The following is a 26,716-nucleotide window of genomic DNA, read 5'->3' as shown; positions in this document are numbered from 1 at the left end:
CATGGCGGGATCCACCGGGCGCGGGCGCGCATCGCACCATGTCGTCATCGGCGCGGGGCTCGCGGGGGCGGCCACCGCGTGGCAGCTCGCGAGCCGCGGGCACGAGGTCACGGTGCTGGAGCGCGACCGGCCGGCGAGCATGCTCGGCAGCTCGCACGGCTCCGCCCGCATCCTCCGCTACGCCTACGACGACCCCTTCTACGTGCGCCTCGTGCGCGACGCCCGTGTGCTCTGGGACCGGCTCGAGCGCACCACGGGCGCGCGGCTCGTGACCCCGACCGGATCCGTCGACTCGGGCCTCGTGCGCCGACCCGTCGAGCTCGCGCGCGTGCTGGAGCGCGTCGGCATCGAGCACGAGCTGATGGGCGCGCGCGAGGCCGAGGACCGCTGGCCGGAGATGGCCTTCGACTCCGACGTGCTGTTCCATCCGGCCGCGGGCGTGGTCGACGCCGAGACCGCGGTGCGCACGATGCTCGACCTCGCCGTCGGGCACGGCGCCGTCGTGCACGAGGGCTGGGAGGCCGTGTCCGTCGAGCGGGTCGGCGCGGGCTTCGCCGTGACCTCCCACGACGGCCGCCGCGTCGAGGGCGACAGCGTCGTGGTGGGCGCCGGCGCCTGGCTGCCCGACCTCCTCGGCGCGCTGCCGCTGCCGCGCGCGGCCCTCGACCGCATCCCGCCGCTGCGCGTGCGCCAGGAGCAGGTGTTCCACTTCGCGTACATGGACGGTCCGCCCGCGCGGTCGGTGCCGACCTCCATCCACATGGACGAGCGCATGCAGGTCTACGCGCTGCCCGGCGGCCGCGACGTGGAGGGCCGCGGCCACAAGGTCGCCGAGTTCGACGGCGGGCGCGTGATCCCGTCGGCCGCGCACCAGGACGGCGTCGTGGATCCGGCCAACCGCGCCCGCGTGGTCGACTGGGTGCGCCGCAACCTGCCGGGCGTCGAGCCCGTACCGTACGCGGAGGCGACGTGCCTGTTCACGAGCACGCCCACCGAGGACTTCGTGATCGACCGGGTCGACGGGATCACGATCGTCTCGCCCTGCTCCGGCCACGGGGCCAAGTTCGCGCCGCTCATCGGGAGCCTCGCGGCGGACGCGGCGACCGGCGAGCGCGTCGAGCCGCGGTTCGCGCTCGCGCCCTAGCGCCCCCGCGGGCCGTCAGGCCGTCTGCGCGCGCCCGCGGCCACCGGTGCGGACGCGGGCGCGGCCCGGATCCCGCGCCTCGGCCCGCTCGGCCGCCCGCTCCCGGTCCGCGGCCAGCCGCGCCAGCTCGTCGCGCAGCTCGCCGACCCGGTCGTCGCGCCCCTCCACGGGGAACGCGCCGGGCAGCAGCTGCGGGGCGAGCCGCGCGCGCACGATCTGCTCGAGCGCGGAGTCGCGCGCGATCACGAGCACCTCGCGCAGCGCCTCCGGGTCGCGCGAGAGGGCGCCCAGCCGCTCCACCATCTCCTCCGCGATCTCGGCGCGCAGCCGGAGGCCGGGCACGTCGCCCTCGCGGTAGTCGTCGGGCCGGCGCCCCTTGCCCTCGCGCAGCGCCGCGCGGTCGCGGGACATGCGCAGCCGCTCGGCCTCGCCGCGCTTCTCGCCGATGAGCTCGGCCAGCTCGCCGCGGAGCGCCTCGATGAGCGACTCCTCGTCGTACGGGCGGCGCTCCCGCAGCGTGCGCAGGATGATCAGGTTCTCCATCTGGAGCCGCAGCGCGACGCCGACGAGCAGCAGCGCCTCCTCGACGAGCACCTCCTTCTGCGCCGGATCCGCGGCCACGCGGGCGGCCACGGAGGGCGGCGGGGCGCCGGGCTTGGAGGGCTTCGCGGGACGGATGCGGGGCCGGGGCATGATGTCCTCCCGGTCCGCCCGCTCCACCGGCGAGGTGCTCCCAGGTTACGCGGAACCACCGACCTCGGGGAGGGTCGCGCCCCCGATCAGGGAGCGGATCCGCGTGTCGCCCGGGTCCGCCGTCAGCCCATCCGCCGCCGCAGGAACGCGATCGTGCCGAGCTCGTCGTCGATGCCGCCGCCGTCGTGCCCGTTGTACTCCCACTCGACGATCTCCTTCTCGCCCCCGTACGCGTTGAACGCGCCGTAGACGGTGGAGGGCGGGCAGGTCGCGTCCATCAGCCCCACCGAGAAGCGGGCGGGCGCGGTCGCGCGGCGCGAGAACGCGACGCCGTCGAAGTGGCGCAGCACGGCGTGCACGTCCTCGCCGCGGCCCCGGTGCGTCTTCAGGTAGTCGACGACCTCGTGGTACGGGTACGCGTCGGTGATGTGGGTGGCGCGCTCGATGTCGCAGAGGAACGGCACGTACGCGGAGACCGCCGCGATGTCGTCCCGGAGGCCGGCGACCGCGAGCGCCATGCCGCCGCCCTGGCTGCCGCCCTGCACGGCGATGCGTGACGGATCCACGACGTCGAGCGACCTCGCCACGTCGACCGCACGCACGGCGTCGGTGAAGAGGCGGCGGTAGTAGTAGGTCTCGCGGGAGGCGATGCCGCGGGTCATGAAGCCGGGGATCGCGGGTCCGGCCTCGCCGTGGTCGGCGGTGTCGCCGGCGCTCCAGTACGAGCCCTGGCCGCGCGTGTCCATCTGCAGGTGCGCGAAGCCGGCGGCCGCGTAGATCAGGGTCTCCTCGGCGCGTCCGCGGCCGCCGCCGTAGCCGACGTACGAGACGACCGTGGGCAGCGGGCCGGTCGCGCCCGCGGGGGTGCGGAGCCAGGCGCGGACGTCGGTGCCGCCGGATCCCGCGAAGGTCACGTCCTGCACGTCGACCAGCGCGAGGTCGGTCTCGACCGGCGCGAGCCGGACGTCGAGGTCGTGCTGCGCGGTCTCGGCGAGGGTGTCGGCCCAGAACGCGTCGAAGTCCTCGGGGTCGACGTGGCTGCTGACATGCGCGCGGGCGGCGTCGACGGGTTCGATGAGCATGGATCCTCCGGGCGTTCGGCGGTGGGCGGGCGGTCGGCGTCCCGCGTGCCCTCGGGCCGCGTCGCCTCGCTCATCATGCCCGCCTCCGCGGCCGGCGGCACGGTGGCGCGGCGCGGCTGCGGCGCGGTCGCGGCGTCGGCTCGGCGCCGCCTCAGCGGAAGAGCGGCGTCCCGTCGGCGAGCTCGGCGTCGAGGAAGGTCCAGATCCACGCGAGCGCCCGCGTGTTGTCGAGGCCGGGCGCCTTCTGGGACAGCTGCGTCGCGATCCCGTCGCTGTAGGCCGCGAGCTTGAGCGCGACCTCGGGCGCGTCCACCGTCCGGAACGCGCCGCCCTCGACGCCGCGGCGGATCGTGCGGACGAGGCACGCCTCCCAGACGCGGATGCGCTCCAGGCGGTCGGCGGAGAGGCCGGGCTGGCGGGCGACCGCGGTCCAGTAGTCCGACCACAGGCGCCAGTGCGCCTCGGCCTCGGCGGTGCCCGTGAAGAGCGGCTCGACCAGCAGGCGGATGCCGTGCACGGGATCCGGGTCGGCGTCGACCTCCTCGACGATCGACGCGTAGAACCGGTCGGTCTCGAGCACGACGACCTCGTCGAGGATCTCCGCGACGCTCGCGAAGTGGTACGTCACGGTGCCGACCGAGACGCCGCCCTCGGCCGCGATGTCGCGGAGGCCGGTGGCGGTGAGGCCCTGGCGGAGGATCACCGCGCGCGCCGACTCGACGATCATCGCGCGCCGCACCTCGGGCTTCTCGCGCTTGCCGCCGCGGCGGGCGGCGGGCGTGGCCGTGCCCGCGCCGGTGCCCGCGCTCACGCGGAGGTCCGCGGCACGAGGTCGTCGAAGACGCGGTCGGCGACGAGCACCTCGGGTGCGTCGGGGCCGCCGTCGCGCGCCCAGGCCCGAAGGGTGTTCACGACGCGGAACGCGCCAGCGTCCGCCGTCACGCGCGAGGTCGTCTCGAGGCGCGCGCGCCAGCCGGGCTTCTCGAGGCCGATGGCCCAGCGCGACTCGGCGACGGCCGACGTCGGGTCGCCCTCGGTGATCCGGTACGTCTCGCGGCTCGACTCGGTGAAGACGAGGCCGTCGGGGTAGATCCGGGATCCGCCGTAGCCGGGGTCGACGTCGAGCGTCCACTCGCCCGTCGCCACGTCGTGGGTGACGCTGCGCTCGGGTAGGCCGGAGTCGTCGGGGATCCGCTCGATCGCGATCGGCGTGGACCGCTCGGGCTCCTCGAAGCGCACGCCGTCGTCCTCCGTGCGCGTCCAGACGGGCAGGGTCACGGCGCTGCGGGAGGGCGCGACGACGAGGGTCGCCTCGCGCGCGTGGGGCCAGATCCACGGCCAGTACGCCGACGACACCGCGATCCGCAGCCGGTGCCCCGCCGGGAACGCGTGGCCCGTGGCGACGAGCTGCACGCGCACGACCTCCTCGGATCCCGGGACCATGGGGTCGTTCCGGGCGCGGTCGATCCGCGAGTTCAGGTTGAGCGCGCCGCGCGTCACGAGGGTGGACGCGCCGTCGGGCGCCACGTCGCAGAGCCGCACCACGAGGTTCGCGTCGGGCAGGTCGCTCGTGACCGCGAGGTCGACGAGCACGTTGCCGAGCACGTCCAGCGGCTCGTCGAGCAGCAGGTCGAAGCAGACGGAGAGGCCGTCCTCGGCGCGCTGGTCCGGCGGCAGGTCGGTCGCGTTGCCGAACGGGAAGAAGCGGCCCGCGTCGAGGCCCGTGCGCTGCGGCGAGCGGACCACGACGGCGTCGCCCGCGGCGGCCGGACCCTGGAACGCGGCGAGCGGCAGCACGGGCTGGGCCGCGACGGACGCGGGCGGCGGCCACGACTCCGCGGCGACCCAGCGGCCGGTGCGCTCGGGGTAGCTGGTGGCGGGCGGCTCGGAGTCGCTGACGAAGGCGCGGAGCGCGGGATCCGCCTCCACGCCGGTGTCGACGCCCTTCAGCCAGCGGTCCCACCAGCGCAGCGTCTCCTGCAGGAAGCCGATCGACGGGCCGGGTGCCAGGCCGCGGTCCGGGTACTGGTGCGACCACGGGCCGATGATGCCCTTCGCGGGCGAGGACAGGTTCTCCACGAGGCGCAGGACGGCGTCGCGGTACGGATCCGCCCACCCGCCGACCGCGAGCACCGCCGCGTCGATGGCGTCGTAGTCCTCGCACACGCTGCCGTGCCGCCAGTAGTCGTCGCGCTCCTGGTGCGCGAGCCAGGTGGGCGTCATCGGCCGGTTCGCCTCGAGGCGCTCGCGCCAACGCTCCACCCAGCCGTCGCCCACGACCTCGGGCCGCGGCGGCCGGGAGTTGAACGCGAACATGGTCGCGCCCCACGCGGCCATGTCGATGCCGAGCACCGCGCCGCCCATGTAGTGCACGTCGTCGTCGAACCGGTCGTCGGTGGAGCACACGGTGACGACGGCCTTCAGGGCCTCCGGCGCGCGGGCCGCGAGCTGCAGGCCGTTGAAGCCGCCCCACGAGATCCCGAAGGCGCCGACGGCGCCCGTGCACCAGTCCTGCGCGGCGATCCACTCGATCACCGCGACGCCGTCGTCGAGCTCCTGCGCGGAGTATTCGTCGACGAACAGGCCGTCGGAAGATCCCGTGCCACGGATGTCGACGCGGATGGACGCGTAGCCGTGGGCCGCGTACCAGGGGTGCCGCTCGCTGTCGCGCGGGGCGGTCCAGTCGTCGAGCCGGTAGGGCAGGTACTCGAGGAGCGCCGGGAGGGGCTCGTCGGTCGCGGGCGCCCAGACGCGGGCGTGGAGGCGGGCGCCGTCGGGCATCGGGATCCAGACGTCGCGCTGTGCCACTCCGTCAGCCTCTCCGGTCGCGGCTCCGACCCCGGTCGGCCTCGTCCCTCGTGCGTCGTCGGTCATCGTGCGTCCTCCCAGTCCCGGATCCGGTGCCCGTCGCCGAGCTCCCTCCACCCTCCGCCCGCGGCGTCGCGCCAGGTGGCGGTCACGTCCTCCACCGCCGGCAGCTCGGTCGCGCCGGGCTCGAGCGTCGCCGCGAGCAGCTGCCGCGTGTACGGGTGGTTCGGCCCGCGGAACACGCGCTCGGTCGGGCCGATCTCCACGATGCGGCCTCCGGTCATCACGGCCACGCGGTCCGCGACGCCGCGCACCACCGCGAGGTCGTGGCTGATGAAGAGGCAGCTGAGGCCCTTGTCGCGCTGCAGGGTCGCGAGGAGATCGAGGATCTCGGCCTGCACGCGCACGTCGAGCGCGGTCGTGATCTCGTCCGCGATCACGAGCTGCGGCCCCGCGGCCAGCGCCCGGGCGATCCCGACGCGCTGCCGCTGGCCGCCCGAGAGCTGGCTCGGGAGCCGCGCCGCGAAGTCCGGCGACAGCCCCACCTCGGTGAGGATCTCGCCCACGCGCTCCGCGGACGCGCGGCCCGTGAAGAGCTTGAGCGGCCGGGCGATCGCGGCGCCGACGGTCCGCCGCGGGTTGAGCGACGTGTCGGCGTTCTGGAACACGAGCTGCACCGCGCGCCGCAGCTCGGGCGCGCGGCCGGCGACCGCGGAGGTCAGGTCGCCCGTCACGCCGTCGCCCTGGAAGCGGAAGGTGCCCGACTCGGTGGGCACCAGCCCCGCGAGGGCGGTCGCGAGCGTGGTCTTGCCGCTGCCGGACTCGCCGACGACCGCGAGGGTCTCGCGCGGCGCGATCGTGAACGACACGTCGGACACCGCGGCGGGCAGGCCGCGGCCGTAGCGGACCACCAGGCCGTCGGCGACGACCATCGGGGTCATCGCGTCGGGAGCGGTCGGCGGGGCGTCCGGGCCGGCGCCGCCCGGGGCGATGCTCCCCGGGATCGCCGCCAGCAGCTCGCGCGTGTACGCGTGCTCGGGCGACGCGAACAGGTCCGCCGTCGGCCGGTGCTCCACGATGACGCCGTCGCGCATCACGGCGATCTCGTCGACCATCGTCGAGACGACGCCGAGGTCGTGGCTGACGAGCAGCACCGCCATGCCGAGCTCGCGGGCGAGGTCGCGGATCAGGGTCAGCACGGCCGCCTGCGTCACGACGTCGAGCGCGGTCGTCGGCTCGTCGAGCACGAGCACCCGGGGGCGCGCGGCCACGGCCATGGCGATCGCGATCCGCTGCTGCTGCCCGCCGGAGAGCTGGTGCGGGTAGCGCCGCACGATGGTCGCGGGATCGGGCAGGCGCACGAGCCGGATCAGCTCCGCGACCCGCTCGTCGTCGCTCGGCAGCCCGTGGCTCTCGAGGGCCTCGCGGAGCTGGCGGCCGACGCGCATCGACGGCGTGAGCGCCTGGCCGGCGTTCTGCGCGACGACCGCGGCGGTGCCGCCGCGCAGCTCGCGCGTCGCGGCGGGCGAGAGGGCGAACACGTCGTCGCCGGCGACCTCGACGGATCCGCCCACGACGCGGGATCCGCGGCGCAGGTGCGCGAGCAGGGTCCGGGCGACCGTGGACTTGCCGCTGCCGGACTCCCCGACGAGCCCGAGCGCGCGTCCGGCGCGGATCTCGAAGCTCACGCCGCGCACGACGGGCACGTCGGTGCGCCCGGCCGCGTAGGAGATGGCGAGGTCGGCGACGCGCACGACGGTGCCGAGCCGCACCTGGCCGGTGAGGGTGTCCTCGACGTTGCCGGGCATCATGCGATCCCCCTCTGGGCGCGGTCCACGCCGAGCGACTTGCTGAGCCCGTCGGCGCTGAGGTTGAGGCCGACCACGAGGGTCGCGAGCGCCACGATCGGCGCGAGCGTGCCGAGCGGCACGACCGTGAGGGCGGTGCGGTTCTCCTGCACCATCAGCCCCCAGTCGGGCGTCGGCGGGTTGGCGCCGAAGCCGAGGAAGGAGAGCGTGGAGATCAGCAGCACGATCCACGAGGCCCGCATCGCGTACTCCACGAGCACGACGTCGAGCACGTTCGGCAGGATCTCGCGGAACACGATGCTCAGCGGCCCCTCGCCCCGGGCGCGCGCCGCCGTGACGTAGTCCTGCGTGATCACGGTCCGCGCGGCGCCGCGCACCACCCGCGTGACGGCGGGCGCGTAGACGACGGTCACCGCGAGCACGATCACCCCGAGGCCGGATCCGAAGACCGTCACCACCACGAGCAGCGCGAGGATCGACGGCACGCTCAGCAGCGCGTCCACGATCCGCATCACGACCTCGTCGAGCCAGCCCTCCGCGTACGCCGTGACGCAGCCGACGACCGTGCCGACCGCGACCGCGATGGTGGTCGCGAGGAAGGTCACGACGAGCGCGTACCGGCCGCCGTTGAGGACGCGCGAGAGCACGTCGCGGCCGTACTGGTCGGTGCCGAGCCAGTGCGCCCACGACGTGCCGGAGAGCACGTCCGTCGAGTCGGTCGCGACGGGGTCGTGCCCGGCGATCCACGGCGCGAGCACCGCGAGCACGACGTGGATCGCGATGATCGCGAGCCCGACGGACAGCGCCGTCGACGCCCGGAGCGGGGTCGTCCACCCGCGCAGGCGGCCTCCGGGGCGGGTGGGCAGGGGCGTCGCGGTCATGCGCGGGCCTTCCGTCGGGTGGCGGGTCGGGCGGGTCGGGTGGATCGCGCGGGCCGGGTGCGGCGGGCGCTCCGGCGGGTGCGGAGCCGTGGATCCAGCGCGAGCGCCACGAGGTCGGCCGCGAGGTTGCAGACCACGTACACGGCGGCGCTCAGCAGCGCGATGGCCTGGATGGTCGGCAGGTCGCGCGTGAAGACCGACTCGAGCATGAGCTTGCCCATGCCCGGGTAGTTGAAGACGTTCTCGACCACGACGACCCCGCCGAGCAGCCACGCGACGTTGAGCGCGACCACGTTGAGCGTCGGCAGCAGCGCGCTCGGCACCGCGTGCCGCCACACCACCTGCCGGGTCGTGAGGCCCTTGAGCTCGGCCGTCGTGACGAACTCGGACGCCATCACGTCGATGGTCGAGGAGCGCATGGTGCGCACGATGTAGGCGGCCATGGCGAGCGTCAGCACGATCACCGGAAGCCACACCGAGGGCAGCAGCTCGGCGACCGTGGCGTCGCTCCCGCGGAGGACCACGGCGGGGAAGACGGGGATCGTGATGGCGAACAGCAGCACGAGCACGGTGGCGACCATGAACTCGGGGACGCTCATCACCACGAGGCTCACGATGCTGATCACCGAGTCGCTCGCGCGGCCGCGACGCACGCCCGCGACGACGCCGAGCGCGAGCGACAGCGTCACGCCGACGAGCATCGCCGGCACCGCGATGAGCATGCTGTTGCGGAACGCGACGAGGAGGGTCGGCGCGACCGGGTCCCCGCTCACGAGCGACGTTCCGAAGTCGCCGCGCGCGGCGCCGAGCAGCCAGTCGCCGTAGCGCAGCCACACGTTCCGGTCGAGCCCGAGCGACTCGCGCAGCGTCGCGACGGCCTCGGGGGTCGCGTCCTGCCCGAGGAGCTGCTGCGCCACGTCGCCGGGCAGCAGCTGGATCGCGAGGAACACGAAGAGCGACGCGAGCACGATCGTGAGGATCGCGGTGCCGAGACGGCGGAGGACGTGCACGGAGACGTTCATCGGCGGAATCCGATCGCGAGGTGGTCGAACTCGAAGCCGTATTCGCGGTAGTTGACGACGTCGCGGGAGATGCCCACGAGCCGGTCGCCGAACATGGGCGTCATGTCGGCGCTGTCCTCCACCACGATCCGCTGGGCGTCCTGGTAGAGCGTCCGGCGCCGGTCGTCGTCCATCGTGGCGCGGGCGTCGTCGAGGAGCGCGTCGAAGGTCGGGTTCGACCACGCGCTCTCGTTGTAGGAGGAGTCGGTGCGGAAGATCTGGTTGAGCAGCTGGTCGATGGGCCGGCCGGTGAACCAGTAGCTCACCATGAGCGGCTTCTGCATCCAGATCTCCGTGTAGTACGAGTCGGAGGAGGCGTTCGTGACCGTGAGGTCGATGCCCGCGGCCTTCACCTGGTCGCGGTAGGCGACCGCCATGGGCGTGAACACCGACTCGTAGCTGGAGGTGTGGATCGTGGTCCGCAGCCCCGGCACGCCCGCCTTCGCGAGCAGCGCCTTGGCCTGGTCGGGGTCGTACGCGCGGTCGACGTCGACGAACGCCGCGAGCGACGGCGGCACGGGGTTGTCCCAGCCGGCGGTGCCGGTGCCCTGCAGCGCGGTGGCGACGATCTGCTCGGGGTCGTACGCGAGCTTCATGGCCTGGCGCACGAGCGGATCCTGGAACTCGGCGCTCGTGGCGAGCATCGGGATCGTGTACCACTGCGCGTCCACCACGCGGGCGACCGTGGCGCGGCTCGACGCGGAGACGACCCGCGCGGTGGCGAAGTCGAGGTTGGTCTGCGAGATCAGGTCGATCTGCCCGGCGAGCAGGGCGTTCACCCGCGCGGTCGTGTCCTGGATGGAGGAGAAGTCGATGCCGTCGAGCACCGGTCGGCCGGCGAAGTGGTCCTCGAAGGCCTCGACGCTGCCGGATCCCGCCGGGTGGAACGACGAGAGGCGGAACGGCCCCGTGCCGATGCCCGTGCTGCTGATGGTCGCGATCGCGTCCGCCGGCACGATGTAGCACTGGTACGCCGTGAGGAGCGACGGGAACTCCGCGTTGGGGGTCTTCAGCTGGAAGACGACGGTGTGCGGATCCGGCGCCGACATGCTGCCCGGGTCGAGCATGTCGCCGAGCACGCCGCCCTGCGGGGAGGCCGTCGCGGGATCGAGGATGTGCTGGATGGAGGCGATCGCGTCGTCGGCCGTGAACCGCGAGCCGTCGTGGAAGCGGACGCCGCGGCGGAGCCGGAAGGTCCAGGTGACGCCGTCGGCGCTCGCCGTCCACTCCTCCGCGAGGTCGGGGATCGTCTCGCCCTTCTCGTCGAGCTTGACGAGCCGGTTGTAGAGGGCGCCGAGGTACTCGTACGCGGACAGCGAGCTCGCGGCGTCGAGGGTCTCGGCGGCGGATGCGGCCGGGCGCGCGACGCGGAGGCGGCCGCCCTGCACGGGCGTGCCGGTCGCGGCGGCCTCGGGGATGGTCGTGCTGCTCGCGCCGGTGCTGCACCCGGTGAGGGCGAGCAGGCCGAGGCCCGCGATCCCGGCGGTGCCCGCGAGGACGGCGCGGCGGCTGGGCGCGCTCGGCCGGTCGGGGCGCGCGGCGCGGTCGACGACGCGGATGAAGCGCGAGCTCGCGTCCGCGAATGCGGTGCGGGTGGTGACGATCGATGGCATCGGGACGGGCCCTCCTCATTATCGTTCAGGTGAACGATAGGGGAGATGTCCACCGCTGGCGAATGCGGGGGCGCGCGGGCATCGGCCTCGGGAGCCGGGGAGCTCCCTCAGCTCACGTGCACGTCCGGCCGCCGGGACCGCACCGGCTCCGCCCGCCGCAGCACCTCGCGCGTGACCGGGGCGACCTCGCCCGTGCCCGTCACGAGGAAGCGGAGGAGGTTCCCGACGGGCGACCCTTCCGTCCACTCGAAGTACACGCCGGGCTTCACGCCCGTGAGGTCGCGCACGGCGAGGAGCACCGCGGCGATCGTGTTGGGGACGTTGCCGCTCGTGACCTGGAGCACGCGGAAGCCGCAGCGCACGATGCCGCGCACCACGAGGTCCTCCTCGAACTCCGAGGAGTCGCCCGGGGTCACCTCGAGGAAGATCACGGGCGCGCGCGCCGGGATCCCGCTGTCGCGGCGCTCGTCGCTCGCCTTGCGGCGGTACTCGGCGATGCGCTCCTCCTCCGTCAGCGCCTCGTCGGGCTCGTCCGGCTCGTGGGCGATGATGCTCACCGCGCCGTAGTCCTCGGCGTCCTCGGTGACGAAGGCGCGCGCCCGCTCGTCCATCGTGAGCGAGGTCGCGCGCAGCTGGAACGAGCGCTGGATCCGGCTGACGATCGACACCGCGAGGATCCCGAGGATGAACAGCGCCGCGATGCGCACGCCGTCCGGCCGCTCGATGACGTTGACGACGGTCGTGTACGCGAACACCGCCGCGATGACCGCGAAGCCGACGGTGCGCTTGCGCTGCCCCGCCTTCCTCGCCGACAGCGTCACGGCGACCGAGGCCGAGGTGATGAGCACGAGCACGCCCGTCGCGTAGGCGCCGGCCTGCTGGTCGACGTCCGCCTGGAACACGAGCGTCACGATCACGGCGATGGCCGTGAAGACCAGCACGAGCGGGCGGACGGCCGCGGCCCAGTGCGGCGCCATGCCGTAGCGCGGCAGGTAGCGCGGCACGATGTTGAGGAGCCCGGCCATCGCGGAGGCGCCTGCGAACCAGAGGATGCAGATCGTGCTGATGTCGTAGAGCGTGCCGAAGCCGTCGCCGAGGAACTGGTGCGCGAGGTAGGCGAGCGCGCGGCCGCTGGCCTTGCCACCGTCCTGGAACTCGGCCTGCGGGATCAGCAGGGTCGTCACGAAGCTCGACGTGATGAGGAACGCGCTCATGATGAGCGCCGCCGTCGCGAGCAGCCGCTTCGTGCCGTGGATCCGGGCCCGCGGCACCCCGTCGGCGTCGTCCTCGCCGCGCACCTGCGGCATCACCGCGACGCCCGTCTCGAAGCCGGAGAGGCCGAGCGCGAGCTTCGGGAAGACGATGAGCGCGATGCCCACCATCACGAGCGGGTTGCCGTGCTGCGCCGTCAAGGCGAGCCACCAGTCGTCGATGACCTGGAGGTTCCCGGCGACGTGGAAGAGGGAGACGACGATCACGATCGCGTTGAGCAGGAGGAACGCGCCCACGAGCACGACCGCGATGGAGATCGCCTCCTTGAAGCCGCGCAGGAACACGAACGCGAGCGCGGCCAGCAGCACGAGGGTCAGCAGCACCTCGTTGCCCTGGAACCAGTCCGGCGCGAACGGGTTCTCGACGGCGTGCGCGGTCGCGTCCGCGGCCGACAGCGTGATGGTGATGAGGAAGTCCGTCGCCGCGAACCCGAGCAGCACGAGCACGAAGAGCTTGCCGCCCCACCAGGGGAGGAGGCGCTCGAGCATGGCGATGGATCCCTCGCCGCGGGGGCTCTCGCGCGCCACCCGCCGGTAGACGGGGAGGGCGCCGAGCAGCGTCAGGAGGATGAGGACGAGCGTCGCGAGCGGCGACAGCAGGCCCGCGGCGACCGCCGCGATGGCGGGCTGGTAGCCGAGCGTGGAGAAGTAGTCGACGCCCGTGAGGCACATGACGCGCCACCACGAGTGCGTCTTCTCGACGGTCTCGGCGTGCGGGCCGGGGTGCGCGCCGGACGCGCCGGGCAGCCCGTCGAGGAGCCACGCGGTGATGCCGGCGCGGGGGCGCCGCTGCTCGGGCGCGCGCAGCAGCTCGGGCGCGCTCACGAGCGGTCCGCCGAGGTGGCGGAGCGGAGCGGGGACGTCATCTGACCGTGATCCGGGCAGTGCACGGGGGATCCTCCTGAGGCGGCGCCGGGACCCCGTCTCGCGGATGCGACGGTCGGGCCCGGCAACATCGTCGGCCCATCGTGCCACTTCCGGGCGGGAGCGGGGTGGGCGCGCAGGGTGCGGTCATGCGGGGGGACGCTCCGCGGATGGCGCCGAGGCGGTCAGGAGCGCGGCGGCATTGGGTCGAACCGGCCGTCGACGAGCACGAGCGCGTCCATCCTGACCGTGCTCAGCCGCCCCTCCGCGCTCGGGACGCCCAGAGCTGCGCGGCGAGGCCGACCACGATGAAGCCGGACATCAGCGCCCCCATGGCGGTGGCGGTGCCGCCGAGACCGCCCGTCAGCGGCGTCGCCATCCCGCCGAGGCCGAACTGCAGGCCGCCGACGAGCGCCGAGGCCGTGCCGGGGTGCCGGTGGCCGATCGCCTGCGTGAGGGTGATCGAGCCCGGGATCACCCACCCCCAGCCCGCCGTGACGAGGGCGAGGGCCGGCCAGACCAGCGCGGGGCCCGTGCCCGCTACCGCACCGACGAGCACGAGGATCGAGCCGATCGCGCAGGTGGCGAGTCCGATGGTGAAGAGGCGGTCCTCGTCGAAGCGCCCGATGAGCCGTCGGAAGACGAGGGTCGACGCGATCATGCAGGAGGCGTTCGAGGCGAACACCAGCGTGTAGAGGCCCTCGCCGAAGCCGTACTGCTCCTGGAACACGAAGGAGGAGGCGGCGATGTACGAGAAGAAGCCGATGGTCGCGGCGCAGCCGGTGACCAGGTACCAGCGGAAGCGGGCGATGCGCAGCAGCTCCGCCATGCGGCCGAGGACCGCGCGCGGGGAGGTGCCGCCCGCGCCGGCGCGGACGAGCGTCTCCGGCAGCAGGCGCGCCGCGGCGAGGGTGAGGGCCAGGCCGAGCGCGGCCAGCACGACGAAGGCGGCGCGCCAGGACGAGAAGGTCAGCACGAGGCCGCCGACGAGCGGGGCGACGACGGGTCCGACCGAGTTGACGACGGCGAGCGTCGCGAAGAGGCGGCTGCGGAGGGTGCCGGTGGAGGCGTCGCCGACCATGGCGCGGGCCGAGACCGCAGCCGCGGCGCCGCCCAGGCCCTGCACGACGCGGGCGAGGATCAGGATCGTCACGTCCGGCGAGATCGCGCAGACGACGCTGGCGAGGGTGAAGAGGGCGGTCCCGGCGAGCAGGATGCGCCGGCGACCCGCGCCGTCGCTGATCGGCCCGATCACCAGCTGGCCGACGGCGAACGCGACGAGGAAGGCGGTCAGGGTCAGCTGCACGGAGGCCGTCGAGGCGTCGAGGTCGGCGGCGATGGCCGGGAGGCCCGGGATGTAGAGGTCGGTCGCGAAGGGCGAGATGCCGACGATGAGGGCGACGGTGAGGAGGGGGCCGCGGCGCGCGGTCCACGATGTCCGCGGGTCGGGGTCGGGGTCGGGATGCGGGTGCGGGGCGTCGTCGCTCATCCGTCCCGACAGTAGACCGGTCGCCGTCGGGAGGCGTCAGCTGCAGCAGCGTGCGGCACCACGTCCAGCGGCCACGGTGCGGATATCGTCAATGCGTGATCACTGGAGAGCTCAAGAGCAAGATCGACCGGGTCTGGGACGCGTTCTGGTCAGGAGGCATCTCGAACCCGCTCGAGGTGATCGAGCAGATCACCTATCTGCTGTTCGTGCGGCGGCTCGATGACCTGCAGACGCTCGCTGAGAGGAAGGCACGCGCCACCGGCGTCGCGCTCGAGAAGCCGATCTACCCGCCGCGGCAGAGGGAGCTGCGCTGGAGCCGCTTCAAGAACATCGACGCCGAGGTCATGTTCGAAGTCGTGCGCGACGAGGTGTTCCCCTTCCTACAGGACCTCGGCGGCGACGGGTCGACGTACGGCGAGCACATGCGCGACGCCCGCTTCACGATTCCGACGCCCGCGTTGCTGTCGCGGGTCGTCGACATGCTCGATGACATCCCCATGGCCGAGCGCGACACCAACGGCGACCTGTACGAGTACCTGCTGTCGAAGATCGCCTCGGCCGGCGTCAACGGGCAGTTCCGCACGCCCCGGCACATCATCGAGCTGATGGTCGCGATGACGGCGCCGCAGCCGGAGGACGAGATCTGCGACCCCGCGTGCGGCACGGCCGGATTCCTCGTCGCCGCATCGGAGTACGTGCGGCGCGAGCATCCCGGAGTGATGACGAACGCAGCGCAGCGCTCGCACTTCCACTCGAGCATGTTCCACGGGTTCGACTTCGACTCGACGATGCTGCGCATCGGCAGCATGAACATGCTGCTCCACGGCGTCGAAGCGCCCGACATCCGCTATCGCGACTCGCTCTCCGAGGGTGTGAGCGCCGACTCGGAGCGCTATTCGCTGATCCTGGCGAACCCGCCGTTCGCCGGTTCGCTCGACTACGAGTCGACGTCGAAGGACCTGCAGCGCGTCGTGAAGACGAAGAAGACCGAGCTGCTCTTCATGGCGCTGTTCCTGAAGCTGCTCAAGCCCGGCGGGCGCGCGGCCGTGATCGTGCCCGACGGCGTGCTGTTCGGCTCGTCGACGGCGCACAAGGCGCTGCGTCGCATGGTCGTGGAGGACCAGAAGCTCGACGCGGTCGTGAAGCTGCCCTCCGGTGTCTTCCGCCCGTACGCGGGTGTCTCGACCGCGATCCTGTTCTTCACGAAGACGGACTCCGGCGGAACCGACGACGTCTGGTTCTACGACGTGCGCGCCGACGGCTTCTCGCTCGACGATAAGCGCAACCCGATCGAGGCCAACGACCTGCCGGATGCGCTCGCTCGCTGGGCGGACCGTCGGACCACGGAGCGCGACAGGGCTCGCACCGACCAATCGTTCACCGTGCCCAAGGCGGACATCGTCGCGCAGGGCTTTGACCTCTCCCTGAACCGCTATAAGGAGGTCGTCCACGACGAGGTCGAGCATAGGGCGCCGCTGGAGATCATCGCGGACATCGAGGCCCTCGAAGCGGAGATCGCGGATGGGCTCGCTGAGCTGAAGGAGATCCTCCTATGAGGCTGGGCGAAGCCCTGATGGAGTTCAAGGAACGTCCGCCTCGAGGGGCCGATTATTCGGTCCTCACGTTGACCGAGAAGAACGGCTTCGTCTTCCAGTCGGATCGATTTAAGAAGCGTCTTGCACTCGAGGACACGAGTGGCTATAAGATCGTCAGGCGTGATGACATCGCCTTCAATCCCTACCTCCTATGGGCAGGAGCTGTGGCGCAGAATACAATCTGCGAAATTGGAGTGATCAGTCCTCTATATCCGACATTTCGTCCGAGGCCGGGCTTTGACGCATCGTACATGGCAAGGCTCCTGCTTTCACCGCAAATGGTTTCTACGTATGATCGCATAGCCTTCGGGTCGGTGCCGCGAAGGCGACGGTCGTCAACTGCTGATTTCTTAAACCTTGAGATTGATCCGCCTCCGGCTCTCGCGGACCAGCAGCGCATCGCCGCGATCCTCGACCGCGCCGATGCGCTGCGAGCCAAGCGGAAGCAAGTGCTCGTCCATCTGGACTCGCTTGCGCCGCGGGTATTCGACCACGTTTTTGCCGGCCGATCTGAACCACGAGTCCCTATGGGGGAGTTAATTGCCGGGCAACAAATTGGCTTAGACCGTCGCTCCTCTGAGCAGGGAGGCGATCGGGCGCATGGTTACATGAAAATGGACGCCATCACTCGGGATGGGCGATTAGACCTCACGCGAATCACTCGCGTCGACGCATCAGCTGAAGAGGTGAGGAAGTATGCGGTTCGCGATGGTGACCTACTATTGAATACAAGGAATTCAAGGGAATTGGTGGGCAAGTCGGCGGTCTTCTATGGATCACCGCACCTGTACAACAATAATGTCAGCCGCCTTCGATTCTGCGAGCGGGTGACCCCCCAATATATTCACGCATTTCTATGGTCCCGAGATGGACGCGAGCAGCTTGAGTCTCGGAAGTCGGGAACTACGAACGTCTATGCTATGTACTCGAAGGATTTCTCGACCATCTCAGTTCCAGTGCCCCCGCTCGACGAACAAAAGTCTTTTGATGGTGCGGTAAGCTATATCGCACAGCAGCAGGATGACGTGCGGCGCTTGCTACAATTCGACGACGGCTTGTTCGCGTCGCTCCAGCACCAAGCGTTCGTGGGCAAGCTGTGACCGCCAACTTCGCCTTCGCCCGCGCCGCATGGCCGGATGTCTTCGAGGACGCATCCCGCGCAGAGGCCTACCTCTCCAGCGACCCGCGGTCGGCGTGCTTCTACAGCCGCCGCGCCGTGGAGCAGCTCGTGGGTCACCTCTACGACGTGCTCGACCTGCCCGTCCCGTACCAGGACGACCTCGCCGCGCGCATCAACGACGCCGGCTTCGCCCGGGTCGCGGGTGTGGGCATCGGGCAGAAGCTGAACCTGATCCGCAAGCTCGGCAACCAGGCGGTGCACGCGCAGCATCCGATCCGGCCCGACATCGCGCTCGCGGCGCTGCGCGAACTGCACCACGTGCTGGTGTGGGCGACGTTCCGGCACTCGGCCCACCCGGAGGCCGTGCCGACTGGTGTGCAGTTCGATCCGCAGCTCGCCGCGCGCGCGGCACCGCTGACCCGTGACGACGTGCAGCGGCTGGCGGCCAGGTTCGCCGCGCAGGACCAAGCCCACGCCAGGGCTCTCGCCGACCGCGACGAGTTGGCGGCCGAGCAGGCCGCGGAGATCGAGCACCTGCGCGAGCAGATCGCTGCGGCTCAGGCGACGAACCACGGTCCCGACGACCACGACTACTCCGAGGCCGAGACCCGGGACCTCTTCATCGACGTGCTGCTGGCCGAAGCGGGCTGGCCGCTCACCGACCCGCGCGATCGCGAGTTCCGGGTCGCCGGCATGCCCAACGGGCCCGGAGTCGGATTCGTCGACTACGTGCTGTGGGGGACCGACGGACTGCCGCTCGCCGTCGTCGAGGCGAAGCGCACGACGGCTAGCGCGCAGGTCGGGCAGCAGCAGGCGAAGCTCTACGCCGACAGCCTGGAGGCGGCCTACGGGCGGCGCCCTGTCGTGTTCTTCACGAACGGGTACGAGCACTGGCTGTGGGACGACGAGGCGGGGTATCCGCCGCGGCAGGTCGCCGGGTTCTACACGCGCAGCGAGCTCGAGCTGATGATCCAGCGCCGTTCGACCCGGCTGCCGCTGTCCGGCGCGGCAGTCGACGCGGCCATCGCGGGCCGGCACTACCAGGCGCAGGCGATCCGAGCGGTGGGGGACGCGTTCGATCGCAAGCAGCGGCAGGCGCTGCTGGTCATGGCGACCGGTTCCGGCAAGACGCGGACGGTCATCGCGCTGACCGATCAGCTCACGAAGGCCAATTGGGCGAAGCGCATCCTGTTCCTCGCGGATCGCACCGCGCTGGTGAAGCAGGCTGCGAACGCGTTCAAGGCCCATCTGCCGGGAGCCACGACGGTGAACCTGGTGACCGACAGGAACGCCGAAGGGCGCGTCTACGTGTCGACGTATCCCACGATGATGAACCTGATCGATGAGACCTCGGACGGCGAGAGCGGTTCGATGCGGCGATTCGGGCCCGGGTTCTTCGACCTGATCGTGATCGACGAGGCGCACCGGTCGATCTATCAGAAGTACGGGGCGATCTTCGACTGGTTCGACGCCCTGCTCGTCGGGCTGACGGCCACGCCGAAGGACGAGGTCGACCACAACACCTACCGGCGATTCCACCTCGAGGATGGCGTGCCGACGGACTCCTACGGCCTCGATGAAGCGGTCGAGGAACGATTCCTCGTACCGCCGCGCGGGGTGTCTGTCGGCACCCGATTCCTGCGTCAGGGCATCCGGTACGACGAGCTCAGCCCGGCGGAGAAGGAGGACTGGGACGCACTCGACTGGGGTGAAGACGGCACCCCGACCTCGGTCGAGGCGGACGAGCTGAACCGGTTCCTCTTCAACGAGGACACCGTCGACAAGGCGCTGGCCACCCTCATGACGCGCGGGTACAAGGTCGCGGGCGGCGACCGACTCGGCAAGACCATCGTGTTCGCGAAGAACCAGGCGCACGCCGAGTTCATCCAGCGTCGCTTCGACGAGCAGTACCCCGAGCACGCGGGGCACTTCGCGCGGACCATCACGCACAGCACGCCGTACGCGCAGAGCTTGATCGACGACTTCTCGATACCCGACCAAGCTCCCCACATCGCGATCTCCGTCGACATGCTCGACACGGGCATCGACGTGCCGGAGATCGTCAACCTCGTGTTCTTCAAGCCGGTGCGATCGAAGTCGAAGTTCTGGCAGATGATCGGCCGCGGCACGCGACTGCGCCCGGACCTGTTCGGCGAGGGCCAGCACAAGAAGGACTTCCTGGTCTTCGACTTCTGCGGCAACCTCGAGTTCTTCAGCCAGGACCTGCCCGGCAGCGAGGGCTCCATCCAGAAGTCCCTCACCCAGCGGCTGTTCGAGGCCCGCCTCGGACTGATCACCGGGCTCGACCGGGTGCAGCTGGATCGGGAGCTGCGTTCTTCGACCGCCGACACCCTCCATCGGATCGTGGCGGGCATGAACCTCGACAACTTCCTCGTACGCCCGAAGAGGCGTTGGGTCGAGCGGTTCGCCGACTCGGCTGCGTGGGATGAGCTGACGCTCGAGGACGCGGCCGAGGTGCTCACGCATCTGGCGGGCCTGCCGTCGCGCGTAACCGACGACGACGTCGACGCCAAGCGCTTCGACCTGCTGATCCTGCGGCGGCAGCTCGCGCAGCTCGACGGCGACCTGGTGGCTGCCGAGCGCATCCGCGAGCAGGTCCAGGCGATTGCGACGGCGCTGCTGTCGAAGTCGGCGATCCCGTCGGTCGCGGAACAGCTCGTGCTGCTGGAGGAGATCGCCGGCGACGACTGGTGGGTCGACGTGACGCTCGGCATGCTCGAGATTGTCCGGCTCCGCATCCGTGCACTCGTGCGCTTCGTGCCGAACGTCACCCGACCGCGCGTCTACACCGACTTCATCGATGAGCTCGGCGACGTCACCGAGATCCAGCTCCGCCAGACCACGCCGGGCACCGACCTCGAACGGTTCCGGGCGAAGGCGACCGTGTACCTGCGACAGCACGAGGACCACCTCGCGCTTCAGCGGCTACGGCGCAACCGACAGCTGACGCCGGACGACCTCAGCGCGCTCGAGACGATGCTGCTCGCCAGCGGAGCGGGCTCGAAGGCCGACATCGAGCTGGCGGCCGCACAGGCGCAGGGGCTCGGGCCGTTCATCCGCTCGCTCGTCGGCCTGGATCGCGAGGCGGCGCTCGAGTCCTTCGCTCGCTTCCTCGACGGGTCGCGCTTCTCGGTCGATCAGATCCGCTTCATCCACCTGATCGCCGACGAGCTCACGGCGAACGGCGTGATGGACGCAGGGCGCCTCTACGAATCGCCCTATACCGACCGGGCCCCGAGCGGCATCGACTACCTCTTCGACGAGACCGACGTGACCGCCATCGTGAAGATCCTTGACGACGTCAAGGCGCACGTCCGGCCCGAGGACGTGGCCTGAGCTCACCGAATGCTGATGAGGTCACTCGCTACCTCGCGGACGGAGGGCTCGCGCATGTTCGAGATCCGCAATCCGACCACCCGCATCGGATGAGCGGGCACGCCGTCCGCCCGGCCACCGCCCGCCGATGCGCCTAGCCTCGACGGGGGCGCGCCGTACCGGCCGCGCCCACCCGCATCCACGAGGAAGAGGAACGCGCATGACGACCTGGCTGATCACGGGATGCTCCACGGGGCTCGGGCGCGCCTTCGCCGAGGAGGCGCTGTCGCGCGGGAACGACGTCGTCGTCACCGCGCGCGACGCCGCGAACGTGCAGGACCTCGCCGACCGATACCCCGAGCACGCCCTCGCGCTCGACCTCGACGTGACCGACCAGGCGCAGGTGTCGCTCGCCGTGGACGAGGCGACGGCCCGCTTCGGCGGCGTCGACGTGCTCGTCAACAACGCGGGCTACGGCTACCGCGCGGCCGTCGAGGAGGGCGACGACGAGGACGTCGCGCGCCTGTTCGACACCCAGTTCCACGGCAGCGTCCGCATGATCAAGGCGGTGCTGCCCGGCATGCGCGAGCGTCGCAGCGGCACGATCGTGAACCTCTCGTCCATCGGCGCCGCGCGCACGGGCGCCGGATCCGGCTACTACGGCGCCGTGAAGGCCGCGATCGAGCAGATGACCATGGCGCTGCGCACCGAGCTCGAGCCGCTCGGGATCGTCGCGACGGTCGTGGCGCCAGGATCCTTCCGCACCGACTTCTCCGGTCGCTCGCTCACGCAGTCGTCCACCGTGATCGACGACTACGCCGAGACCGCCGGCAAGCGCCGCAAGGAGAACGACACCACCGACGGCACGCAGCCCAACGACCCCGCGCTCGGCGCGAAGGTGCTCGTGGACGCGGTCGAGGAGGGCGCTCCCTTCTACCTGCTGCTCGGCGGCGACGCGGTCGAGATCGTCACGGGCGCGCTCGACGATCTGCGCGCCGACGTCGATGCGTGGGCGGAGCGCAGCCGGTCGACGGCGTACGACGCGAGCTGATCCTCAGGCGCGGCGCCGCTCAGGCCGGCGCCGAGCCCGAGGGCTCCGGCGCGACGAAGACGCAGAACGGGTGGCCGGCGGGATCCCGCAGCACGTAGAGGGGCTCGTCCTCGTCCGCCGTCCGGTCGAGCAGCACCTCGGCGCCGAGCGCGACGGCCCGCGAGCGCTGGCGCTCGAGGTCGGCGACGGACCCGACGGTGAGGTCGAGGTGCAGCATCTGCGGCGGCGAACCCTCGGGCCAGCGGGGCGCGGGCATGTCGGGCGCGAGCTGGAAGGCGAGGCGGCGGGTTCCGTCGTCGCCGAGGAGGACCAGCCAGTCCGCATCCGGCCCCGCCTGGTCGGGCTCGTCGCCCGGGCGGTAGCGGAAGCCGAGGAGCTCGCGGTAGAACTCGGCGAGGCGGCGCGGATCCGGCGCGTCGAGCACGGTCTGCAGCAGGCGCGGGTGGTCGGACGAGGTGGTCATGACCCTGTCTACGCCGGCGGGGGCGGGGTGTCGTCCGCCGCGGGGCCGTCGCGCTTCGCCTTCTTCGGGCGCACGCTCATCACGAAGAAGGTGATGCCGAGGATCACGAACGGCAGCCCGGCGACGCGGGTGTCGTCGAGGGTCAGCATGAGCATGAGGCCGAGCATCCCGAAGACGATGCCGAGCGACGCGTTCGTGCTCGAGGAGTCGTCGTCGTCCTCCGCGGGCGGATCCGCGGGGCCGCCGGGTGTCGTCGGGTCGCTCATTCCCGCACGCTAGGGATCCGGGTCGGGCGCCCGCGTCCTCCTCGTGGGGGACGCGATCGCGAGCGACGGTCAGCGCCGCGCGCCCGGGCGACGCCATCGGACGACCGTGGCCGCCAGGAACACGACGGCGCTGACGACCATCAGCAGCAGGCCGAGCGGGCGCAGGTCGTCGCGGGCGAGCACCATCGCGACGCCGATCGCGAAGAGGATCCCGAGGGCCGCATCCCGGGGGCGCGTGATGCCGCCGGTCGTCGCGCGGTCGCCGGGTGCCGTCGGATCGTCCATGCCCTCACGCTAGGCGCGGGCCCGCGCCCGCCGCGTCCGCCGGACGGGGGAGCCCGGTCAGATCCGCCCCTCCAGCTCCAGGAGCGTGGTCTTGGCAGCGAGCCCGCCGATGTAGCCGCCGAGCGTGCCGTCGGAGCGGAGGACGCGGTGGCAGGGGATCACGACGGGCAGCGGGTTCGTCGAGCACGCCGTGCCGACCGCGCGCGTGGCGGCCGGGCTGCCCGCGGTCTCGGCGACCTCGCGGTAGGTGCGCGTGGATCCGTACGGGATGTCCGGGAGCAGCCGCTGCACCCGGTCGCGGAACCCGGTGGACAGGCGGCGGTCGAGCGGCAGGTCGAAGGAGCGGCGGCGGCCGGCGAAGTACTCGTCGAGCTCGCGGGCGGCCTGGTCGAGGCGCTTCGGCGCGCGGAGGATCCGCGGGCCGAGCCGCTGGGCGAGGTCGCCGAGCACGGTGTCGTGGTCCTCGCGGGAGTAGGCGACGCGGATCAGCCCGCGCTCGGTGGCGGCGAGCAGCAGCGGGCCGACGGGGGAGTCGATCGTGGTGAAGCCGACGTCGAGGGCGCCGTCGACCTCGGCCCGATCGGCGAGCCGGAGGCGGAGGGCGTCGAGGGCGGGCGCGGTCGGGTCGGCGGCCTCGAGCGCGGCGGCGTCGAGGAAGGGGACGGTGTCGTCGAGGTCGGTCACGGTCGTCCTCCAGGGGTGGTGGTGGTGGTGGCGGGTGCGGGCACGCGAACGCCACCCGGCGGATCCGCCCCCATGGACCGCCGGAGGCTCGCGACCCCGTCCGCCGCCGCGCGCCGCACGGCCTCGGGCGTCCCGCCGACGATCGCCGCGACCTCCGCGTGCGGCAGCCCGCCGAGGTAGCGGTACGCGACCGCGAGCCGCTGCCGCTCGGGCAGGGCCGCGACCGCGCGCCAGAGGTCGGGGTCGGGGTCGTCGGATCCGGGCACGCCGAGGTCGGAGACCCGCTCGGGCACCTCGTCGACGGGGATGGCGCGGCGGCCGCGGGCGCGGATCGCGTCGAGGGCCTTGCGGTGCGCGATGGTGACGAGCCAGGCCCGCACGTCGGCGCGCGGTCCGAGCCGCGGGTACGCGAGCAGCGCCGACAGGAACGTCTCCGACCACGCGTCCTCCGCGTCCGCGTGCCCGCCGAGCACCGCCCGGCACACGCGGAGCACCACGGCGCCGTGCTCGGTCACGACCCTGTCGAACGGCTGCATCATCTCCACACCGGGTAGACGCCGGGGCGGGGTGATCCGTGAGGTCGGCGTGCGGATCAGTCTCGCGGATCCCGCCCCCGGGTGTCAGGGTGCCGTCCGCCTGCGGACGCGCCGTGCGCCTCCTCGCGGTCTCCGGTGCTCCGCCCGTGCGCGCCGTAGGGACTACCCGTGACGGTCCCCGCGGATGACGCCCCGGCGCTCCCCGGTCGCGAGGATGGATGCGCGGCCCACCCCCGGCCGCGCGCTCCGCGAGGAGCATCCGCCGCCGGCCCGTCCCCCCGGGTCGGCGGCGCACCCGACGGAAGAGGATCCGCATGACCGGCACCATGAGCCCCGCCGCCCGCGACGACGAGCAGGCCCTGCCCGGCGCACCCCGCGCGCTCCGCGTGTTCGTGGTCGACGAGGAGGCGCCCATCACGCAGCTGCTGTCGCTCGCGCTGCGGATGGAGGGCTGGGACGTGCGCGTCTTCGCGACCGGCCGCGGCGCGATCGGCGCCGCCGTCGAGGACGCGCCCGACGCGATCCTGCTCGACATGACGCTGCCCGACGTCTCGGGCGTCGAGGTGGTCGGCGAGCTGCGGCGCGCCGGCGTCGCGACGCCCGTGCTGTTCCTCACCGGGCGCGACTCGCTCGAGGACCGGCTCGCGGCGTTCGGCGCGGGCGCCGACGACTACGTCACCAAGCCGTTCGGCCTCGAGGAGGTCGTCGAGACGCTGCGCGTGCTCTTCCGCCGGCGAGGCCTCGCCCCGGCCATGATCACCGCGGGCGACCTCGTGCTCGACCCGGCCACGGGCGAGGCCTGGCTCGCGGGCGTGCCGCTGGAGCTCGATCCGATGGACCTCGTCGTCGTGCAGGCGCTCGCCGAGGAGCCGACGCGCCGGCTGTCCCGCCGCGAGCTCGTGCACCGCCTGACGGACGCCGGCTGGGACCTCGTCGCCCCGCGCGCCCTCCTCGACCTGCCGTCGGTCACGGGCCGCCGGGCGGGCCGCGACCAGGTCGCGCTGATCGCCGTGGCCGGCGACGACCTGGTGCTCGCGCCCGCCGTCTGACGCCCCGGCGGGCCGATCGGCCGGACCGCGCCCACCCCAATCCGGGGGCCGACGCGGCGAGTCACCCCCGCAACTCCGGGGATCACGAGTCACACGCGTCACACTGCGCCAAGAATTTCCCCAGGTGGGTAGCTGGAATCCCTACAGTCGGCGGTGGGGAGACGATCCTCCCCGCCGCATCCCCGAGACCCCGGAGCGCGGCCCCTTCCACCGCACGGGCGCGGCACAGCAATGGCGCGGACGGGCGGTCCCGCACCTCGGAGATGCCATGTCCCGTCCCACCCCCGCCGCCGGTCGCGGCAGGTCGTTCCGCCGCGCGGCCGCCGGCGCCTGCCTCTCGGCCTCGCTCGTGATCCTGCCCCTGGCGATGGCGCCGGCGGCTCACGCCGAGACCGTCCCCGTCGACTCCGCGCCCGTCTCCGTCGAGACGCCGGCCGTCGAGGCGCCCGTCGCCACGCCGACGTCCGCCGCCGAGGCCCCGGTCGCCGACGCGACGCCGACGCCCGCGCCCACCGAGACCGCCGACGAGACGGCCCCCGTCGCCGACGCCCCCGTCGAGACCACGCCGACCCCGGCCGTCCCGACGCCCGCGCCCTCGACCGGCCTGCCGACGCTCGAGCCGACCGTCCCCGTCGTCGAGCTCCCCTTCACCTGGACCACGCCCGACCGCGGCGTCGCCCTCCCGATCAACGAGGCGGTGCCGTTCGCCGGCACCGGCACCGCGGGCAGCATCGTCACCGCCAGCTACTTCAACGCCGTGGGCGTGAAGTCCATCGCGGGCATCGGCATCGTCGGCGCGGACGGCACGTACGCGTTCCCCGCGAGCTTCACCGAGCTGCTGCAGGACTCCAAGACCGCGAGCGTCACGCTCACGCAGGTCGGCCTCGACCTCACCGTCAAGGGCGAGATCCGCGGCCTGGTGCGCTTCGCCGAGGCGCCCGTCGGCCCGTTCGTGCGCGCCGAGGCGTCGTTCTCGACCATCTCCCCGATCTCCGTCACCGAGGCGACCAGCATCCTCGGCGGCCTCAAGGTCTCCGCGACCGGCTACCTCCGCTACGAGGCCGTCGAGGTCACGGTCACCGCGCCCGACGGCCGCGTGATCCAGCTCAGCGACGAGAACGGCGGCGTCGGCGTCGGCACCCGCTCGCTGAAGGACCTCGTGCGCGCCGACGTGGACGGCACCTTCGCGCAGCCGATCATCCTGTTCGGCGACATCCAGCCGGGCACCTACCAGGTGTCCGTCGCGGGCCTCGAGTCGGGCCTCACGCAGGGCGGCACCGTCGAGCTGACCGGCGAGGACGCAGGCGGACCGGTCATCCCGGGCCTCCCCACCCCGACGCCGACCACGCCGTCGATCGACCCCGCGGGCACCGCCCCGAAGCCGATCGCGAAGCCGGCCGCGCACCACGACGACACCCTGCCCGTCACGGGCACGGACGGCGCCGCGGCCCTCGGCCTCGGCGGCCTCGGCGCGCTGATGGCCCTGGCCGGCGCGGGCACGCTCGTCGCCCGCCGCCGCATGCGCTCCGCGGAGTAGCGGCACCGCACCACACTCACCACGCGCGTCGACGGCCGGATCCCCTCGGGGATCCGGCCGTCGTCGCGTCCGGGCGCCGA

General features: G+C 72.4%; 22 protein-coding genes. 7 read left to right on the top strand and 15 right to left on the bottom strand.

The window, feature by feature from the left end:
- Window position 1 precedes the first annotated feature (1 nt).
- Complete coding sequence (locus tag FGI33_RS12385) at window positions 2-1,144, top strand: FAD-dependent oxidoreductase (protein ID WP_119435560.1); 1,143 nt, start codon at window positions 2-4, stop codon at window positions 1,142-1,144.
- 15 nt (window positions 1,145-1,159) lie between these two features.
- On the opposite strand, the gene FGI33_RS12380 is transcribed toward FGI33_RS12385, so the two are convergent.
- From FGI33_RS12380 to FGI33_RS12335, 10 genes are all read right to left on the bottom strand, one after another.
- Complete coding sequence (locus tag FGI33_RS12380; RefSeq protein ID WP_237581965.1) at window positions 1,160-1,837, bottom strand: hypothetical protein; 678 nt, start codon at window positions 1,835-1,837, stop codon at window positions 1,160-1,162.
- A gap of 122 nt (window positions 1,838-1,959) precedes the next feature.
- Entirely contained in the window at window positions 1,960-2,919 is a 960-nt protein-coding gene (locus tag FGI33_RS12375; protein WP_119435275.1) for an acetylxylan esterase, read from the bottom strand.
- Between the two features lie 151 nt (window positions 2,920-3,070).
- Complete coding sequence (locus FGI33_RS12370; RefSeq protein WP_237581964.1) at window positions 3,071-3,730, bottom strand: TetR/AcrR family transcriptional regulator; 660 nt, start codon at window positions 3,728-3,730, stop codon at window positions 3,071-3,073.
- Entirely contained in the window at window positions 3,727-5,727 is a 2,001-nt protein-coding gene (locus FGI33_RS12365) for a CocE/NonD family hydrolase (RefSeq protein WP_237581963.1), read from the bottom strand. Before FGI33_RS12365 ends, FGI33_RS12370 begins: the two co-directional genes overlap by 4 nt.
- 62 nt (window positions 5,728-5,789) lie before the next feature.
- Window positions 5,790-7,538 (bottom strand): dipeptide ABC transporter ATP-binding protein, encoded by a 1,749-nt coding sequence (locus tag FGI33_RS12360; RefSeq protein ID WP_119434607.1) that lies wholly within the window; start codon window positions 7,536-7,538, stop codon window positions 5,790-5,792.
- A complete protein-coding gene (locus tag FGI33_RS12355) occupies window positions 7,535-8,416 on the bottom strand; it encodes an ABC transporter permease (RefSeq protein WP_119434608.1) in 882 nt (293 codons plus the stop codon). The genes FGI33_RS12360 and FGI33_RS12355 overlap by 4 nt, the downstream gene beginning before the upstream one ends.
- Complete coding sequence (locus tag FGI33_RS12350; RefSeq protein WP_119434609.1) at window positions 8,413-9,438, bottom strand: ABC transporter permease; 1,026 nt, start codon at window positions 9,436-9,438, stop codon at window positions 8,413-8,415. The genes FGI33_RS12355 and FGI33_RS12350 overlap by 4 nt, the downstream gene beginning before the upstream one ends.
- Entirely contained in the window at window positions 9,435-11,090 is a 1,656-nt protein-coding gene (locus FGI33_RS12345) for an ABC transporter substrate-binding protein (RefSeq protein ID WP_237581962.1), read from the bottom strand. Before FGI33_RS12345 ends, FGI33_RS12350 begins: the two co-directional genes overlap by 4 nt.
- Before the next feature lie 107 nt (window positions 11,091-11,197).
- Window positions 11,198-13,186 (bottom strand): APC family permease, encoded by a 1,989-nt coding sequence (locus FGI33_RS12340; RefSeq protein ID WP_119435502.1) that lies wholly within the window; start codon window positions 13,184-13,186, stop codon window positions 11,198-11,200.
- Window positions 13,187-13,478: 292 nt separating this feature from the next.
- Window positions 13,479-14,714: a multidrug effflux MFS transporter gene (locus tag FGI33_RS12335; RefSeq protein WP_119434190.1), complete on the bottom strand. Its 1,236-nt coding sequence runs from the start codon at window positions 14,712-14,714 to the stop codon at window positions 13,479-13,481.
- A 95-nt stretch (window positions 14,715-14,809) separates the two neighbouring features.
- On the opposite strand from FGI33_RS12335, the gene FGI33_RS12330 reads away from it, so the two are divergent.
- The 4 genes from FGI33_RS12330 (at window position 14,810) to FGI33_RS12315 (ending at window position 21,816) form a co-directional block, all read left to right on the top strand.
- Window positions 14,810-16,270, top strand: a complete 1,461-nt coding sequence (locus tag FGI33_RS12330; protein ID WP_119434191.1) for a type I restriction-modification system subunit M — start codon at window positions 14,810-14,812, stop codon at window positions 16,268-16,270.
- Window positions 16,267-17,409 (top strand): restriction endonuclease subunit S, encoded by a 1,143-nt coding sequence (locus FGI33_RS12325; protein ID WP_147359328.1) that lies wholly within the window; start codon window positions 16,267-16,269, stop codon window positions 17,407-17,409. The genes FGI33_RS12330 and FGI33_RS12325 overlap by 4 nt, the downstream gene beginning before the upstream one ends.
- A 116-nt stretch (window positions 17,410-17,525) precedes the next feature.
- Window positions 17,526-20,786: a DEAD/DEAH box helicase family protein gene (locus FGI33_RS12320; protein ID WP_237581961.1), complete on the top strand. Its 3,261-nt coding sequence runs from the start codon at window positions 17,526-17,528 to the stop codon at window positions 20,784-20,786.
- A 199-nt stretch (window positions 20,787-20,985) separates the two neighbouring features.
- The gene (locus FGI33_RS12315; RefSeq protein ID WP_119434194.1) at window positions 20,986-21,816 is read left to right on the top strand and encodes an oxidoreductase; all 831 of its coding nucleotides are present in this window, start codon (window positions 20,986-20,988) and stop codon (window positions 21,814-21,816) included.
- 19 nt (window positions 21,817-21,835) lie between these two features.
- Here FGI33_RS12315 and FGI33_RS12310 read toward each other — a convergent pair whose 3' ends face one another.
- From FGI33_RS12310 to FGI33_RS12290, 5 genes are all read right to left on the bottom strand, one after another.
- Window positions 21,836-22,279, bottom strand: a complete 444-nt coding sequence (locus FGI33_RS12310) for a VOC family protein (protein WP_119434195.1) — start codon at window positions 22,277-22,279, stop codon at window positions 21,836-21,838.
- Between the two features lie 8 nt (window positions 22,280-22,287).
- Window positions 22,288-22,545, bottom strand: coding sequence for a hypothetical protein (locus FGI33_RS12305; protein ID WP_119434196.1), 258 nt, complete (start codon window positions 22,543-22,545; stop codon window positions 22,288-22,290).
- 69 nt (window positions 22,546-22,614) lie between these two features.
- Window positions 22,615-22,830 carry a hypothetical protein gene (locus FGI33_RS12300; protein ID WP_119434197.1) on the bottom strand — a complete coding sequence of 72 codons (216 nt, stop codon included), beginning with the start codon at window positions 22,828-22,830 and terminating at the stop codon, window positions 22,615-22,617.
- 57 nt (window positions 22,831-22,887) lie between these two features.
- Window positions 22,888-23,514 (bottom strand): methylated-DNA--[protein]-cysteine S-methyltransferase, encoded by a 627-nt coding sequence (locus FGI33_RS12295; RefSeq protein ID WP_119434198.1) that lies wholly within the window; start codon window positions 23,512-23,514, stop codon window positions 22,888-22,890.
- Window positions 23,511-24,050, bottom strand: coding sequence for an RNA polymerase sigma factor (locus FGI33_RS12290; RefSeq protein WP_237582475.1), 540 nt, complete (start codon window positions 24,048-24,050; stop codon window positions 23,511-23,513). Before FGI33_RS12290 ends, FGI33_RS12295 begins: the two co-directional genes overlap by 4 nt.
- Window positions 24,051-24,364: 314 nt before the next feature.
- Between FGI33_RS12290 and FGI33_RS12285 the strand changes: the two genes are divergently transcribed.
- Complete coding sequence (locus tag FGI33_RS12285; protein ID WP_204587655.1) at window positions 24,365-25,099, top strand: response regulator transcription factor; 735 nt, start codon at window positions 24,365-24,367, stop codon at window positions 25,097-25,099.
- A gap of 268 nt (window positions 25,100-25,367) precedes the next feature.
- Complete coding sequence (locus FGI33_RS12280; protein WP_237581960.1) at window positions 25,368-26,636, top strand: LPXTG cell wall anchor domain-containing protein; 1,269 nt, start codon at window positions 25,368-25,370, stop codon at window positions 26,634-26,636.
- Window positions 26,637-26,716: the final 80 nt, after the last annotated feature.

Origin of the sequence: Clavibacter phaseoli (assembly GCF_021922925.1) — a bacterium.
Classification (GTDB): Bacteria; Actinomycetota; Actinomycetes; order Actinomycetales; family Microbacteriaceae; genus Clavibacter; species Clavibacter phaseoli.
The sequence above is the reverse complement of the archived record's forward strand: the minus strand, read 5'-3'. Positions and strand labels throughout refer to the sequence as shown.